The 15,939-nt window shown below is 66.4% G+C and carries 17 protein-coding genes; 14 read left to right on the top strand and 3 right to left on the bottom strand.

Features of this window, described 5'->3' with window-relative positions:
• Positions 1-30 precede the first annotated feature (30 nt).
• Entirely contained in the window at positions 31-2,331 is a 2,301-nt protein-coding gene (locus tag G7079_RS01755; RefSeq protein WP_166054974.1) for a S9 family peptidase, read from the bottom strand.
• An 83-nt stretch (positions 2,332-2,414) separates the two neighbouring features.
• Between G7079_RS01755 and G7079_RS01750 the strand changes: the two genes are divergently transcribed.
• The 5 genes from G7079_RS01750 to aroE all read left to right on the top strand — a co-directional run bounded on the left by G7079_RS01750 (position 2,415) and on the right by aroE (position 6,560).
• Positions 2,415-3,269, top strand: coding sequence for a glycosyltransferase family 2 protein (locus tag G7079_RS01750; protein ID WP_240906216.1), 855 nt, complete (start codon positions 2,415-2,417; stop codon positions 3,267-3,269).
• Between the two features lie 49 nt (positions 3,270-3,318).
• Positions 3,319-4,311: a pteridine-dependent deoxygenase gene (locus G7079_RS01745; protein WP_240906215.1), complete on the top strand. Its 993-nt coding sequence runs from the start codon at positions 3,319-3,321 to the stop codon at positions 4,309-4,311.
• A 60-nt stretch (positions 4,312-4,371) separates the two neighbouring features.
• Positions 4,372-4,620, top strand: coding sequence for a hypothetical protein (locus G7079_RS01740; RefSeq protein ID WP_166054970.1), 249 nt, complete (start codon positions 4,372-4,374; stop codon positions 4,618-4,620).
• Positions 4,621-4,700: 80 nt separating this feature from the next.
• Positions 4,701-5,693, top strand: coding sequence for a porphobilinogen synthase (gene hemB / locus G7079_RS01735; RefSeq protein WP_166054968.1), 993 nt, complete (start codon positions 4,701-4,703; stop codon positions 5,691-5,693).
• Positions 5,694-5,717: 24 nt separating this feature from the next.
• The gene (gene aroE, locus G7079_RS01730; RefSeq protein WP_166054966.1) at positions 5,718-6,560 is read left to right on the top strand and encodes a shikimate dehydrogenase; all 843 of its coding nucleotides are present in this window, start codon (positions 5,718-5,720) and stop codon (positions 6,558-6,560) included.
• Here aroE and G7079_RS01725 read toward each other — a convergent pair.
• The gene (locus G7079_RS01725; RefSeq protein WP_166054964.1) at positions 6,557-7,105 is read right to left on the bottom strand and encodes a gamma carbonic anhydrase family protein; all 549 of its coding nucleotides are present in this window, start codon (positions 7,103-7,105) and stop codon (positions 6,557-6,559) included. The two genes, aroE and G7079_RS01725, sit on opposite strands and share 4 nt — an antisense overlap.
• A gap of 50 nt (positions 7,106-7,155) precedes the next feature.
• Here G7079_RS01725 and G7079_RS01720 point away from each other — a divergent pair, with 50 nt between their 5' ends.
• Together G7079_RS01720 and xth are read left to right on the top strand one after the other, a co-directional pair.
• Entirely contained in the window at positions 7,156-8,562 is a 1,407-nt protein-coding gene (locus G7079_RS01720) for a coniferyl aldehyde dehydrogenase (RefSeq protein WP_166054962.1), read from the top strand.
• Positions 8,563-8,588: 26 nt separating this feature from the next.
• Positions 8,589-9,362 carry an exodeoxyribonuclease III gene (xth, locus tag G7079_RS01715; protein ID WP_166054960.1) on the top strand — a complete coding sequence of 258 codons (774 nt, stop codon included), beginning with the start codon at positions 8,589-8,591 and terminating at the stop codon, positions 9,360-9,362.
• A 59-nt stretch (positions 9,363-9,421) separates the two neighbouring features.
• Here the strand turns inward: xth and G7079_RS01710 are convergent, their stop codons facing one another.
• Positions 9,422-9,679: a GlsB/YeaQ/YmgE family stress response membrane protein gene (locus G7079_RS01710; RefSeq protein WP_166054958.1), complete on the bottom strand. Its 258-nt coding sequence runs from the start codon at positions 9,677-9,679 to the stop codon at positions 9,422-9,424.
• A 131-nt stretch (positions 9,680-9,810) separates the two neighbouring features.
• Between G7079_RS01710 and G7079_RS01705 the strand changes: the two genes are divergently transcribed.
• Genes G7079_RS01705 through G7079_RS01675 form a run of 7 tightly spaced genes read left to right on the top strand, consistent with a single transcriptional unit; the run spans position 9,811 to position 15,773 of the window.
• Positions 9,811-10,380, top strand: coding sequence for a 4'-phosphopantetheinyl transferase superfamily protein (locus G7079_RS01705; protein ID WP_166054955.1), 570 nt, complete (start codon positions 9,811-9,813; stop codon positions 10,378-10,380).
• Between the two features lie 42 nt (positions 10,381-10,422).
• Entirely contained in the window at positions 10,423-11,055 is a 633-nt protein-coding gene (gene rsmG / locus G7079_RS01700; RefSeq protein ID WP_166054953.1) for a 16S rRNA (guanine(527)-N(7))-methyltransferase RsmG, read from the top strand.
• Positions 11,056-11,115: 60 nt separating this feature from the next.
• Positions 11,116-11,910 (top strand): AAA family ATPase, encoded by a 795-nt coding sequence (locus tag G7079_RS01695; RefSeq protein WP_166054951.1) that lies wholly within the window; start codon positions 11,116-11,118, stop codon positions 11,908-11,910.
• Positions 11,910-12,848 (top strand): ParB/RepB/Spo0J family partition protein, encoded by a 939-nt coding sequence (locus G7079_RS01690; RefSeq protein WP_166057799.1) that lies wholly within the window; start codon positions 11,910-11,912, stop codon positions 12,846-12,848. Before G7079_RS01695 ends, G7079_RS01690 begins: the two co-directional genes overlap by 1 nt.
• Positions 12,849-12,861: 13 nt before the next feature.
• Positions 12,862-13,608, top strand: coding sequence for a glycosyltransferase family 2 protein (locus G7079_RS01685; RefSeq protein WP_166054949.1), 747 nt, complete (start codon positions 12,862-12,864; stop codon positions 13,606-13,608).
• Positions 13,608-13,955, top strand: a complete 348-nt coding sequence (locus G7079_RS01680) for a lipid-A-disaccharide synthase N-terminal domain-containing protein (protein WP_166054947.1) — start codon at positions 13,608-13,610, stop codon at positions 13,953-13,955. Before G7079_RS01685 ends, G7079_RS01680 begins: the two co-directional genes overlap by 1 nt.
• 12 nt (positions 13,956-13,967) lie before the next feature.
• Positions 13,968-15,773, top strand: a complete 1,806-nt coding sequence (locus G7079_RS01675) for a DUF885 family protein (protein ID WP_166054945.1) — start codon at positions 13,968-13,970, stop codon at positions 15,771-15,773.
• The last annotated feature ends 166 nt before the right edge of the window (positions 15,774-15,939 follow it).

Raw genomic sequence — 15,939 nt, 5'->3', positions numbered from 1 at the left:
GCGCCGTCGTGCGTGTGTCGCAAGCCGGCCTTACATCGCCGGCTTCAGTTCGAACTGTGCCGGCGGCTCCACGCCCAGCAGGTTCTTGACGAAGTAATCCCAGCGCCGGCGCATCACGTAGTAGCTGTCTGCACCAAAGCCGTGCCGCGCGTGCGGCAGCAGCAACAAGTCGAAATCCTTGTTCGCCTTCATCAGCGCGTCGACTACCTGCAGGGTCGATTGCGGCGGCACGTTGTCGTCCATCAGCCCGTGCAACAGGAACAGCTTGCCCTTCAGGTTCTTGGCGACGGAGGCATTGTCTTGGCCGGTGTAATTGGTCTTGCCATCGCCTTTGTCCTCGAGCAAGCCGTGATAGCGCTCGGCCCAATCGTCTTCGTAGGTGAGGTTGTCGTGGTTGCCGGATTCGGCGATGCCGACCTTGTACACGTCCGGGTAGCGGAACATCGCCGCTGCGGTGGCGTTGCCGCCGCCGGAATGGCCCCACATGCCGGCGCGGGTGGCGTCGATCCACGGATATTTCGCCGCAAGTTGCTTCAACGCGGCCACCTGGTCCGGCAGGGTGTTGTCCGCCATGTTGCCGTACCACGCATCCTGGAAGGACTTGCTGCGCAGCGGGGTGCCCATGCCATCCACGGCAATCACGACGAAGCCGAGTTCGGCCAGCGCCTGGTGATCGCCATGCGCCGGCATGAAGCTGCGCGAGCGCACCGAACCCACCTGCGGGCCCGGATAGATATAAGTGATGATCGGGTACTTCTTGCTGGCATCGAAATTAGACGGCTTGAACAGCTGGCCGTACAGGTCGGTCTTGCCGTCGCGCGCCTTCACCGTGAACGACTCCGGCGCCACCCAGCCGGTAGCCTTGAGGCGCGTGAGGTCGGCGCGTGCGAGTTCATGCACCTGCTTGCCGTCGGCGTCACGCAGCACCGCGACCGGCGCGGTGGCGATGGTCGAATAGGTATCGACGAAGTACTTGCCGTCATCCGAAGGCACAACGGCGTGGTTGGCGTCTTCCGGCGTCAGCAACTGCACACCGCCGCCGTCCAAGCCCACCTTGTAGTAGTGGACGAAGTACGGGTCACGGCCAGCTTCGCGGCCCACGCCATCGAACCACAGCGTGCGGCTGGCCAGGTCGAGATGACCGATGCGGGTGACATTCCAGTCGCCGCTGGTGAGCTGTCGCTTCAGCTTGCCGGTGGCCAGGTCGTGCAGGTACAGATGGCCCCAGTCGGACTTCTGGCTGAACCAGAGGAATTCGTTGCTTTCCGGCAGATAGCGCCAGTTGACCCCGCCCAGCGCAGGCGCGCTCTGGTACTGCGTCTTCACCACTTCTTCGTAGACATCATGCACGGTGCCGGTAGCGGCATCAGCCACGCGCAACTTGGCGGATTTGTGGCCGCGGTCGGTGCTGATGAAGGCCAGGGTCCTGCCGTCCTTCGCCCACTGCACGTCTTCCCAGCCGTCGTCGCAGACGATGTCGTCGCTGCAGGTGGAGCGGTGTTGGTCGGCCGGCATCTGCAGGCGGATGGTCTTCGCCTTGTCGCCGCTCAGGTCGATGATCACCCGCTCGATCATCGTCACGTCCTTGTCGCCGACGAACGGGTACTTCCACTGCTGAACCTTCGGGGCACCCACGTTGGTCCCGACCAGGGTCATGGTGCTGGTCTTGCGCTGGTCCTGCTGGAAGGTGGCGATTTTCTGGCCATCCGGCGACCACACCAGAATGGCGTTGTCGGTGTGCTTCCAGCCGGCGTTGTCGGTGGCGTAACCGTAATCCGGCTTGCCGTCGAAGGTCAGCTGGGTTTCCTTGCCGCTGGCGACATCGCGCAGCCACAGATTCCAGCCGCGGATGAAGGCTTCGCGGCTGCCGTCTGGCGATGCAGCGCCGGGCTCGTCGCCGCTCTTGGCCTTGGCGATGGCCGCACAACCGGCGGCATCGCAGCGATAGGCGCTGCCGCGCAGATCGATGCGCAGCGCAGCGCCATCGTGTTTGAAGCCGGTGACCATCAGCTTGTCGGCATCGGCCGGCTTGCCTTTCGGGTTGGCCTTGTCGCTGGCCATGGCCAGCGCCTTGGCATCGAACGCGGGCGCCGGCGTGCCGGTGGCCGGGTTCAAGCGCAGCCAGGCGGTGTTGCCGCCGTCCGTCTTGCCGTAGACCAGGCTGCCGTCGTCCAGCCAGGTGGTGGCGCGCACCGTATCGTCGACCAACGGCGCGGTGCGGTCGCCCAGCATCTTCGTCGCGCGTTGGTAATCGGCAGCCGTGACCTGCGCCGTTGCATCACCCATGCCGCTCACGGCCAGCACTCCCAACAACCAATACTTCGCATTCATCCCGTTCCTCGTCGCCAATTCGCCCCGGGGCAATTCCTTCGATGCTACCGCGAGCCACCTCACCGTCGCCCGTGACGAAGGGCATGGCTGGCATACTGGAGTGGATGGAAAACGCCAACGCATCCCCCACCCTGACCCCTGATCGTATCGCGGTGGTCATTCCCGCGCTGAACGAGGCCCTGCGTATCCGCGAGGTGGCCGAGGGCGCATTGCGGCACTGCCCGAACGTGATCCTGGTCGACGACGGTTCCGACGACGGCACCGCCGAGGCGGTGGCCGACCTGCCGATCACCGTACTCCGCCACGCCAACCGCATGGGCAAGGGCGCCGGCCTGCGCGACGGATTTGCCGAAGCGCTACGGCAGGGTTTCGACGCGGTGATCGCGATGGACGGCGACGGCCAGCACAGCGGTGAGGACATCCCGCGCCTGCTCGCTGCCGCCAACCGTTTCCCTGGCTGGATCGTGATCGGCGCGCGCCTGCGCAAGCGCGCCAACCAGCCCACCTACCGCCGGCTGGCCAACGAATTCGGCGACTGGGGCATCGCCTGGGGCACTGGCTACCAGGTCGCCGACAGCCAGAGTGGACAGCGCCTGTATCCGGCGCAGGTGTGTCGACTGGGCTGCAGCGGCATCCCCGGCGAGGACTTCGTGTTCGAGGCGCAGATCGTGATGTCGGCTGCGCAGGAGCTGGGCACGCGCTGCGTATCGGTGCCGATCGAGGCCCGCTACAACCAGATCCACGGCGCGCCGGACTTCCGCCCCAGCCACTTCCGCCCGCTGCGCGACCTGTGGCGGATCACCAGCCATATCGTCGCCCAGTGCGTGCGCCGCGGCGGGCTGTGGGCGGTGCACAAGCGCGTGCTGCAGAACCCGCCGGTGATCGACGATCCCTCGGGCGAGTTCGCCGCCGCGCCCGCGCAACCGCTGCCGCATTGACGCGGCCACGCGCAGGCCGCGCGCTATCATCCGCGCCCCGATGCATGCCTTGAACGACACCGCCCCGCACCCTGCCACGGCCGCCTTGCGCGTGGACTACCGGCGCGAGCCGCTGGACGCGCTGCTTGCAGATCCGCGGCTGCTGGCCGTGTTCGGTTTCGGCGACGCGGCACCCGCCACGCATGTCGACCCGCGCTACCTGCATGTCGCCTTGCCGACGCTGGGCGATGCTCCGTTCGAATGCTGGTTCGTGGATGGTGGCATCCGCAGTGGTCGCGAAAACGGCATCGCCTTCAGTGGCGACGGCACGCTGCAATTCGGCGCACTCGACGTGGCGGACGACGACGACATCGAAACCGCTGCCGCCGACGCGTATGCGCGGCTGCAGACATGGCTGGCAAATAGTGGCTACCCGCATCCGCTGCGCATCTGGAACTACATGGATGCGATCACCGAGGGCGATGGCGACGACGAACGCTATCGCCGCTTCTGCGTGGGCCGCGCGCGCGGGATCGGGCGCGCACTGGCGGCAGGCGAATTGCCGGCCGCCACCGCCATCGGCCTGCCGCACCGCAGCGGCCGCTTCCAGCTGTATTGGCTGGCCGCGCGCACGCCCGGCCAGCCGCTGGAAAATCCGCGCCAGCTGCAGGCCTGGCGTTACCCGCGCCAGTATGGCCCGCAGGCACCCGGCTTCGCCCGCGCCCTGTTGCCGGCGCAAACCACGATGCCGCTGCTGCTGTCGGGGACGGCGGCGATCGTCGGCCACGCCTCGCAACACGGCGATTCGCTGGCCTCGCAGCTGGACGAAGTGCTGGCCAACCTGGACAGCCTGGTCGTCACCGCGCGCGCGCAGCGGCCGGGGCTGGCCGCGCACTTCGGTACGGCGTCGCGCCTCAAGGTCTATGTGCGCGATGCGGGTTCCCTGCCACATGTCGCCGCCCTGCTGGACGCGCGCCTGCCGACCGATGTCCCCCGCATCGTCCTGCATGGCCACGTCTGCCGGCGCGAACTGGCGGTGGAAATCGACGGCAGCCACGCCTGAACTGTTGCGCCGCCGCGATCTGGCGGCATAGTGGCGATATCCGAAACGGAGTACCGAACGATGGGCTTGATCAGCGTGCTGTGGGGCATCGTCGCCATGATCTGGATGGTGTTCGCCCTGATCCCGATCGTTGGCATCACCAACTGGCTGCTGATCCCGTTCGCGGCCATCGGCGCGATCATCGCGGCCATCGGCATCGTCCTGACTTCGCGCGAGAAGCGCGGCCGCGCCAAGGCCGGTCTGGTGCTCAACGGCATCGTGATCGTGGTGGCGGTGGCGCGGTTGGGGATGTTCGGCGGGATCGCCTGAGGCACACCGTTGCGAAGACGAAACACTGCGCCTGCGCCTGCGCGATGCCTGCCCCGAACCGCAGGCGTAAACTTGCGCACATGACTTACCCCTACTCCCGCCCGCGCCGCATGCGCCGCGACGACTTCTCGCGCCGGCTGATGCGCGAGGCCGTACTGACCGCCAACGACTTCATCTATCCGGTGTTCGTCCATGAACTGCAGGGACGCGAAGCCATCGCCTCGATGCCCGGCATCGAGCGCCTGTCGATCGACGAATTGCTGCGGGTGGCCGAGCAGGCCAGCGAATTGCAGGTACCGGCGCTGGCGCTGTTCCCGGTCACCGCGCCGGATGCAAAATCGCTCACCGCCGAAGCGGCTTGGGACGATGACGGCCTGTGCCAACGCGCGGTGCGTGCGCTGAAGGCGCGCTTCCCCGAACTCGGGGTGATCACCGACGTCGCGCTGGATCCGTACACCAGCCACGGCCAGGACGGTCTGGTCGACGACAGCGGCTACGTGATGAACGACGAGACCGTGGAGGCGCTGGTGAAACAGGCGCTCTCGCACGCACGCGCCGGTGCCGACGTGGTCGCGCCTTCGGACATGATGGACGGACGCATCGGCGCGATCCGTGGCGAACTGGAAAGCGAAGGCTTCATCCACACCCGCATCCTGGCCTACAGCGCCAAGTACGCCAGCGCGTTCTACGGCCCGTTCCGCGACGCGGTGGGTTCGGCCGGCGCGCTCGGCAAGGGCAACAAGTACACCTATCAAATGGATCCGGCCAATTCCGACGAAGCCCTGCGCGAGGTCGCGCTGGATCTGGACGAAGGCGCGGACATGGTGATGGTCAAGCCGGGCATGCCGTACCTGGACATCGTGCGGCGGGTGAAGGACGAGTTCGGCGTGCCGACCTTCGTCTACCAGGTCAGTGGCGAGTACGCGATGCTCAAGGCTGCCGCGCAGAACGGCTGGCTGGACGAACGCGGCTGCGTGCTGGAAGCGCTGACCAGCATCAAGCGCGCCGGTGCCGATGGCGTGCTCACCTATTTCGCGCTGGATGCGGCACGCTGGCTGCGCGAGGCACACTGATTGCACCCAAGTTAGGAGATCGCGATGGGCAAGCATTACGCCGTGTTCGGTTCCCCCATCGCCCACTCGCTGTCACCGCGCATCCATGCGGCGTTCGCGAAACAGATCGGCGTCGATCTCGACTATGTCGCGATTGAAGCGAGCCTCGATGATTTCGCGGCTGCGCTGGCGGCCTTCGCCGCACGCGGCGGCAACGGCGGCAACGTTACCCTGCCGCTGAAGGAAGCCGCCTTCGTGCTGTGTGCCACCACCAGCGAACGCGCGCACCGCGCTGGCGCGGTGAACACCCTGATCCGCGACGGCGGCAATTGGCACGGCGACAACACCGATGGCACCGGCCTGATCCGCGATCTCACCGACCGCCATGGCTTGGATTTGCGCGCCCGCCGCACCTTGTTGCTAGGTGCCGGCGGTGCCGCGCGTGGCGTAGCGCCCGCCCTGCTGGATGCCGGCATCGACCAGCTGTTCGTGGTCAACCGCACCACCGAGCGCGCCGATGCGCTGGTCGATGCCATGGGCGAACCCGGGCGGGTGCATGCGCGCTACCTTGGCGACGTGGCCGCGCTGGGCGAATTCGACCTGATCATCAACGCGACTTCGGCCGTACGTGGCGGCGAGCTGCCGGCGTTGCCGCGCTCGCTGGTCGGGCGCCGCACCGCCGCCGTCGACCTGAGTTACGGCGAAGTAGCGATTCCGTTCCTGGCCTGGGCACGCGCCAATGGCTGTCACAATGCCGTGGACGGACTTGGCATGCTGGTGGAACAGGCAGCGGAAAGCTTCGCGCTATGGCATGGCGTGCGGCCGGAAACCGATGCCGTGTTCAATGAGCTCAGCGGCCGCAATGCGTCATTGGTGACGGCGGATTAACCGCCCGGCACGGCATCGGCCAGATACCGATCCTTCAGTCGCACGTAATGGCCGGCGCTGTAGTACAGCGCTTCGATCTCCGCATCGCTGAGCATCCGCACCTTCTTCGCCGGATTGCCCAGCCACAGCTCGCCTTCGCCGACCACCTTGCCCGGCGCGACCAACGCGCCGGCACCGACGAAGCCGTGTTTCTTCACCACCGCGCCGTCCAGCACGATCGCACCCATGCCGATCAACACCGCATCCTCGATGGTGCAAGCGTGGATGATCGCCTTGTGGCCGATGGTCACGTCAGCGCCGATGCAGGTGGCGAAGCCGCCCAGCTTCGCGTGCGGGCCGTCGTGGCTGACATGGATGACGGTGCCGTCCTGGATATTGGTGCGGTCGCCGATGCGGATGAAATTCACGTCGCCGCGGATCACCGTGAGCGGCCACACCGATACGTCGTCGCCCAGCACCACGTCGCCGATTACGCTGGCGGCGGGGTCGATGTAGGCGCGTTGGCCAAGCGTCGGCAGGATGCCGTTGTAGGGTCTTATGTCCATGCCACCATTCTAGTCCGGCGGCTCTAGACGGCGGTGCCTATACTCGGCGCATGAACACCACCGTCGAAACGCCCATCGCCGACCTCGCCCCTACCCTGCAGCGCTTGCGCAGTGCCTGGCAGGCGCGCAAGCCCGGCTACGCGCAACGCCACGACGACCTGCAACGCCTGCGCGATGCGCTGAAGCGGCGGATGGACGAAATGATCGCGGCGATTTCCGCCGACTTCGGGCATCGGTCTTCGCACGAATCGCGCATCGCCGACGGCATGACCGTGCTCAACGAGATCGACCACCTGCGCAAGCACCTGCGCGGCTGGATGAAACCGCGCCGGGTCGGTGTGGGCTGGCGCTTCCTGCCGGCACGCGCGGAAACCCGGGCGGAACCGGTCGGCGTGGTCGGGGTGATCTCGCCGTGGAACTACCCGGTCAACCTGGCGCTGATCCCGCTGGCAACGGCAATCGCCGCCGGCAACCACGTGTACCTGAAGCCGTCGGAACACACGCCGCGCACCAGCGCCTTCCTGCGCAGCCTACTGGCCGAAGTCTTCCCCGCCGACCGCGTTGCGGTGGCCGAAGGCGGGGCGGATGTCGCCGGCGCATTCGCGTCGTTGCCGCTCGACCACATCGTGTTCACCGGCTCCACCGCGGTGGGCCGCAAGGTGATGGCCGCGGCCGCGCCCAACTTGACGCCTGTGACGCTGGAACTGGGCGGCAAGTCGCCGGCCATCGTCTGCGACGACTACCCGATCGAACAGGCCGCCGCGCGGCTGGCCACCGGCAAGTGGTTCAACGGCGGCCAGACCTGCATCGCCCCCGACTACGTACTGGTACCCGCGAACAAACGCGATGCACTGGTCCGTGCGCTACGCGAGCAGGTGCAGGCCCGCTATGGCGATTTCGCCAACGCCGACGACTACACCCGCGTCATCAACGACGTCCAGTACGCGCGCCTGCAAGGCTACGTGGACGATGCGCGCGCGCGCGGGCTGGAGGTCATCGCGCTGGGCAATGCCGATCCGCAGCAACGCCTGTTTCCGCCGACCCTGGTGATCGACCCGGGCGACGATGCCAAGGTCATGCAGGAAGAAATTTTCGGGCCGGTATTCCCGATCCGTAGCGTGCAATCGCTGGATGCGGCCATCGACTACGTCAACGCGCACGACCGGCCGCTGGCGCTGTATCCCTTCAGCCACGACAAGGCCGCGGTCGAGAAAATCCTGCGCAGCACGCTGGCAGGCGGCATCTCGGTCAACGACACCCTGTTCCATTTCGCGGTGAGCGGCCTGCCCTTCGGCGGCATCGGCCCCAGCGGCATGGGTGCGTACCACGGCCGCGCCGGTTTCGATGCGATGAGCAAGCAGTTGCCGATCCTGTGGCAGGCGCGCCGCACCGGTGCCGACCTGCTGAAGCCGCCGTACAAGAAGGCGCAGTGGCTGATCGACCTGATCGTGCGTTGAACGCGCATCGCGCCTAAGATCGGCGCATGAAAATCGCCAGCTGGAACGTCAATTCTCTCAACGTGCGCCTGCCGCACCTGCAACGCTGGCTGGATGAAGCCAAACCGGACGTGGTTGCGTTGCAGGAAACCAAGCAGGAAGACCACAAGTTCCCCGAGGACGCGTTGCTGGAGCTCGGCTATCGCAGCGTGTTCAGCGGGCAGAAGACCTACAACGGCGTGGCGATCATCAGCCGATTGCCGTTCACCGGCCAGGCCGTCACCGCGATTCCCGGCTTCGATGATCCGCAGAAGCGCGTGATCGCCGCAACGGTTGGGGGCATCCGCATCGTCGACCTGTACGTGGTCAATGGCGAAGCCGTCGGCAGCGAGAAATTCGACTACAAGTTGCGCTGGCTGGCTGCCGTGCGCGAATGGCTGCGCGAGGAAGCCGCCGCGCATCCGAACCTGGTCGTGCTCGGCGATTTCAACATCGCCCCCGATGACCGCGACGTGTTCGATCCCAAGCGCTGGCGCGAGAAGATCCTGTGCTCCACGCCGGAACGCGAGGCCTACCGTTCACTGCTCGATCTCGGCCTGCACGACAGCTTCCGCCTGTTCAACGAGGAGGCCGGCCACCACAGCTGGTGGGACTACCGCCTGTCCGGCTTCGAACGCGGGTGGGGCCTGCGCATCGACCTGGTGCTGGTCAGCGACGCCTTGAAGGCGCGCTGCACCGCTGCCGGCATCGACCGCGAACCGCGCGGCTGGGAACGCCCCAGCGACCACACACCGGTATTCGTCGAGATCGCCGACGCCTAGAAAAACGAAGGCCCGGCGAACCGGGCCTCCTGCACATCCATGTGATCAGATCACGCGGCTCAGCGCACGCGGCCGCGACGGAACAGGTTGACGATGGCGAGCAGGATGATGGCGCCGATAAAGGCGGACACATACCCCATGATGCCGCTGCCACCGATCAGCGGGGCGATCAGCCAGCCGCCCAGGAAGGAACCGATGATGCCGACCACGACATTGAGCAGGATGCCCTGCTGCGCATCGGTCTTCATCACCAGGCTGGCGAGCCAACCGATGATGCCGCCGATGATCAACCATACGATCAAGCCAACAGGATCCATGCCGAACTCCTTCAGTTATCGTGACGCCGAAGCGTCGAATGGTGGGGGTCGGATGCACTGTGCGATGCGGGATGTGACGGCAGTGTCTGCGCGCACTTGCGGCACGTATTCAGCCATGTTCAGCTGAAGTGATGACGGCCACCCCTCTGGACTTCGCGATTGGCGCGCTGCAATGCCGCTGGCACGCCATGCCGGCGCATGCGCGTGCGCAGGACATCGCTACAGGGTGGCTGCGCGACGTCGCCGGCGACACCGCTGCCGACGGCCTGCATCGCGACGCGCGCGGCCGGCCGCGGCTCGCGCAAGGCGACATCAGCTGGTCGCACAGTCATGGCCGATTGCTCATCGCCTACGCCGCGTCCGGGCGACTTGGCATCGATGCCGAATCTCGTACCCGCCACGCCAATCCGCTGCGGATCGCGCGGCGCTTTTTCGCCACGGAAGAAGTCGCCGTGCTCGAAGCACTGGATGGCGATGCTCGACAGTTCGCATTCCTGCGCATGTGGTGCGCCAAGGAAGCGGTGCTGAAGGCGGATGGCCGCGGCATCGCCTTCGGCCTGGAAAAACTCGTCTTCGATACCGCAGGCGACGGCTTGCGCATGCTCCGCTGCGATCCCGCGCTGGGCCGCATCGAAGATTGGCGCTTGCACCTGATCGCACCGGAGCCAGACTACATCGCCGTGTTGGCGGCGACCGACTGATCCGGCGCGCCACGCGCCGCATGCGGCTCCTACAATGCGCGCATGGATGACGCCCTCCACCCCGAACTCGAATCCGGCCTGCGCCAGCTGGGGCTGGAGGTCGCGCTGGCCGAACCGCTGCTGGCCTACCTCGCCCTGCTGGCGCGCTGGAATGCGACCTACAACCTGACCGCCATCCGCGACCCGCGCGAGATGCTGGTCAAGCACTTGCTGGATTCGCTGGCGATGCACGCGCAACTGGACGGCATCGACAGCCTGGCCGACCTCGGCACCGGCCCCGGCCTGCCCGGCATCCCGCTCGCCATCGCCCGACCGCAGCTGCAGGTGACCCTGGTCGAAAGCAACGGCAAGAAGGCGCGCTTCCTGCGCGAGGCGGTGCGCCAACTCAAGCTGGGCAACGTCCACGTGGCCGAATCGCGGATCGAGGCCTTCGCTGCGCCGGGACAATTCGATGCCATCACCGCGCGCGCGCTGGCCACCCTGCCGCTGATCCTGGAGCTCGGCGGCCACCTTCTGAAGCCGGATGGCCGCCTGCTGGCGATGAAGGGCGTGCTGCCGGAAGACGAGATTGCCGCGCTGCCCGCCGACTGGCGGCTGGCGGCCGTGCATCCGCTGCGTGTGCCGGGGCTGGAGGCGGAGCGCCACCTGGTCGAAATCGTGCGGACGCCGGGCTGAGGCATAATCGACGGCCGCGTGCCGTTTGCCTGGCGCGCACATCCTAGGAACGCACGCCGCATGGCCCGCATCATCGCCATCGCCAACCAGAAAGGCGGGGTCGGCAAGACCACGACCGCGGTCAACCTGGCCGCCGCGCTGGCGCGCGCGCCCAAGCGCGTGCTGCTGATCGACCTGGATCCGCAGGGCAACGCGACCATGGGCAGCGGCATCGACAAGCGCGAGCTCGAATCGTCGATCACCGACGTGATGCTGGGCGAAGCGCAGACGCGCGAAGCCATCGTGCGGAGCGAAGACGGCTACGACCTGTTGCCCGGCAACATCGACCTGACCGCCGCCGAGATCCAGCTGATGGACGTGGCCGGCCGCGAGCAGAAGCTCAAGCAGGCGCTGGAACCGGTGCGCGGCGATTACGACTTCGTCATCGTCGACTGCCCGCCGTCGCTGTCGCTGCTGACCCTGAATGCATTGAACGCGGCGGACTCGGTGCTGGTGCCGATGCAGTGCGAGTACTACGCGCTGGAAGGCCTGAGCGCGCTGCTCGACACCATCGAGGCGCTGAAAGGCCGGCTCAATCCGCAGCTCGAGATCGAAGGCGTGCTGCGCACCATGTTCGACGTGCGCAACAACTTGGCCAACGCGGTCTCCGCCGAGCTCACCAACCATTTCGGCGAGCTGGTGTTCCGTACCATCATCCCGCGCAACGTGCGCCTGGCCGAAGCACCCAGCCACGGCCAAAGCATCATCGGCTACGACAAGGCCAGCCGTGGCGGCGTGGCCTACCTGGGCCTGGCCGGCGAGCTGCTGCGCCGCCAGCGTGAACGCAACATCGCCAAGAAGGAGACGGCCGCATGATGACCGCGGGCAAGGACGCTGCGAAGGGCGCGGCCAAGAAACGCGGACTGGGACGCGGGCTGGAAGCACTGCTCGGCCCCAAGGCCGCCGCGGAAGCGCCGGCGCTGCAGGCGATGCCCGGCGACCAGCTGCGCAGCCTGCCGATCGACGCGATGGTGCCGGGCAAGTACCAGCCACGGCGCTCGATGGACGACGCGCGGCTGGAGGAACTGGCCTCCTCGATCCGCGCGCAAGGCGTGATCCAGCCGATCGTGGTGCGCGAGCACATCGGCGCCGATGGCAAGGGTGGCCGCACCTACGAAATCATCGCCGGTGAGCGCCGTTGGCGCGCCTCACAGCGCGCGGGGCTCAGCGAAATCCCGGTCGTCATCCGCGTGGTCGACGACCGCACCGTGGTGGCGATGGCGCTGATCGAGAACATCCAGCGCGAAGACCTCAACCCGCTGGAAGAAGCGCAGGCGCTGCAGCGATTGATCGACGAATTCGACCTGACCCACGCGGCCGCCGCGGAAGCGGTGGGCCGTTCGCGCGCCGCGGTCAGCAACCTGCTGCGATTGCTGGAACTGCCGGCGGAGATCCGCACCCTGGTGCAGACCGGCGCGATCGAGATGGGCCATGCGCGCGCGCTGCTGCCGCTGGCCGCGCCGATGGCGATCTCGCTGGCCAAGCAAGCCGCCGAGGAAGGCTGGTCGGTACGCCAGGTCGAGCATCGCGTGCAGCAGCTGTCCGCAGGCAAAGTGCATAGCGCGCCGAAGAAGGCGCCGCCGAAGAACAAGCCGCAGGCCGATATCGCCGCGCTGGAGCGCGAACTGTCTGAAACCCTGGGCAGCCGCGTCGACGTGGTGCAAGGCCGCGGCAAGAAAGGCAAATTGGTGATCCACTACGCCGACTTCGAAGTCCTCGATGGCGTACTGGAACGCCTGCGCAACAAGTCCTGAGGTCGAATCGCCCATGAGCGCAACACCGCAACTCTCGGTCGTGGTGCCGGTACACAACGAGGAAGACAACGTCGCGCCGCTGGTCGGCGAGATCGTCGCCGCATTGCGCGGGAACCCGTTGTTGAATGGCGGCGACTTCGAGATCGTCTATGTCGATGACACCTCGAAGGACAGCACCCTCGAACGCCTGCGCGAATTGCAGAAGACCACGCCCGAGCTGCGGGTGATCCGCCACCTCAGCAATGCGGGCCAAAGCACCGCCGTGCGCAACGGCGTCAAGGCCGCACGCGCACCGTGGATCGCCACGCTGGACGGCGACGGCCAGAACGATCCTGCCGACATCCCCAAGCTGCTCACGCAACGCGATGCGGGCGACAAGCAGACCAAGCTGTTCGCCGGCTGGCGGGTCAACCGCCAGGATTCCGGTAGCAAGCGCTGGGCCAGCAAATGGGCCAACGCGATCCGCGCACGCATGCTGCGCGACGACACTCCGGATACCGGCTGCGGCATCAAGCTGTTCGAGCGCGAGGCCTTCCTCGACCTGCCCTACTTCGACCACATGCACCGCTACCTGCCCGCGCTGATGCAGCGCGCCGGCTGGAAGACGGTCAGCGTGCCGGTCAACCATCGCCACCGCACCGCCGGCGTGTCCAAGTACAACAACCTCAATCGCGCACTGGTCGGCATCAAGGACCTGCGCGGAGTGTCGTGGCTGATCCTGCGCAGCCGCCGCACCGCCGTGGAGGAATTGCCGAAGTGATGATCGACCCCGCAGTGGGCTTCATGGACACGCCCATTCCGTGGCTGGTATGGACCGGCATCCACATGAGCCCATGGAAGCTGATCGGCCTGGTCGGCGCGCTGATGTTCGGCGGCCGCTGGCTGGTGCAGTTCATCGCCAGCAAGCGCTACGGCAAACCAGTGATCCCGCGCGCGTTCTGGTACATGAGCATCATCGGCAGCCTGATGACGCTGAGCTACTTCATCTTCGGCAAGAACGACGCGGTCGGCATCCTGCAGAACCTGTTCCCCAGCTTCACCGCCTGCTACAGCCTGTACCTGGACATCAAGCATCGCGGCTGGCATCGCGACCGCAACGACCATTGAATCGATAGCGCGATGCTACGATCCGGCGACTTTCATGCCGGATGCCGCCACGTGAAATCCTTCGTCCTCGCCTGCTGCCTGCTGCTGCCGATCGCCGCGCAGGCCGCGGCACCAGCCGCCCCGAACGCGGCCGACAAGGCCTTCGAAGCCATCTACAAGGCGGAGTGGAATTGGCGCATGCAACAGGCGTCTGGCTACGACGAAGACAGCGACAACAGCGCACGCAAGCCGGCGACCACGCTGGCCGATGTCGGTGCCGAGGCGCAAACAAAACGGCTCGCGTATCTGGATGGCGTGCTGAAGAAACTCGACGGCGTCGATGCCGGCAAGTTGTCCGCCGCGAACAAGGTCAACTACGCCGTGTATCGCCCGCAGATCGAGCACATGGCGGCGGAAATCCGCTTCCACGACTACGAGATGCCGTTCAACGCGGACAGTTCGTTCTGGTCGGACCTCGGTTTCATGGCGCGTGCCGACCTGCGCGATGCACAGGCATATCGCGCCTATGCCGCGCGCCTGCGCGACGTGCCGCGTTATTTCGACCAGCAGACGGCGAACATGCGCGCCGGCCTGGCACGTGGATTCTCAGTGCCTCGCGCCGTACTGGACGGACGCGACGTATCGATTGCGATGGTCGCCGAGTTGAAGGACATCGATGCCTCCAACTTCTACGACCCGTATCGCAAGATGCCGGCCACCATCCCGGCTGCCGAACAGGAAATATTGCGCGCCGAAGGCCGCGCGGCGATCCGCGATGCGGTGGTGCCTGCCTTCGCCAAGCTGCTGGTGTTCTTCCGCAGCGAGTACATGCCGAAGGCGCGCACCACACTCGCCGCCGAGGCGATGCCGGACGGCGAAGCCTGGTATCGCGAGCAGATCCGCAAATACACCACGCTGGATCTTTCGCCCAACGAGATCCACGCCATCGGCCTGCAGGAAGTCGCGTCGATCCGTGCGGAGATGGACGCCATCATCGACAAGGTCGGCTTCAAGGGGAATTCACCGCAAACGCGCTTCGCGGATTTCCTCGCTTTCCTGCGCAGCGATCCGCAGTTCTACGCGAAGACGCCGCAGGAACTGCTCAACCGCGCTGCGTGGATTTCCAAGCGCGTGGATGGTGAGGTCGGCAAGCTCATCGGCACCCTGCCGCGCGGCCGCTTCGCCATCGTGCCGGTGCCGCCGGATATCGCCCCGTTCTGGACCGCCGGCCGCGGCGGCGCCAGCACCTATTGGCTGAACACCTACAACCTGCCGAGCCGCCCGCTGTACAACTTGCCGGCCCTGACCCTGCACGAATCCTCGCCCGGCCACTCGTTGCAAGGCTCGCTGGTGCGCGAACAGGGCGACGTGCCGGATTTCCGCAAGGACTACATCAGCGCCTATGGCGAGGGCTGGGGCCTGTATTCGGAATGGCTGGGCAAGGAAATGGGCATCTACGAAACCCCATACGAGGATTTCGGCCGCCTGACTTACGCGATGTGGCGCGCCTGCCGGCTGGTGATCGACACCGGCGTCCACGCCAAGGGCTGGACCCGCGACCAGGCGCTGGCCTACCTGCGCGACAACACCGCCCTGTCCGAGCACGAGGTCACCACCGAGGTCGACCGTTACATCAGCTGGCCCGGGCAAGCCCTGAGCTACAAGCTGGGTGAGATCACCATCATGCGCCTGCGCCACGAGGCGGAAGCCGCGCTGGGGCCGAAGTTCGACGTGCGCGCCTTCCACGATGCCGTGCTGTCGCAAGGCTCGGTGCCGCTGCCGGTACTGGAATCGCAGATCCGGGCGTATATCGCCGGGGTAAAGTCCAAGGCGCCTTGAAACCCCATTTGTCGAGGGCGGCGGGTGTTCGCGTAACGGCATTTAGAGCCGCGTAGCGAATTCCCGCCGGCCTCGGCAAGGCAAGAACCCGCCAAGTACTTGCCTGCAAAGGCATTTATCCGCATAATGCGCGGCTCGCTGCGTCCGGCACCGCCTTCTGGCTGGT

It is taken from the genome of Thermomonas sp. HDW16, assembly GCF_011302915.1.
Classification (GTDB): Bacteria; Pseudomonadota; Gammaproteobacteria; order Xanthomonadales; family Xanthomonadaceae; genus Thermomonas.
This window is presented reverse-complemented; position numbering and strand designations above follow the sequence as displayed.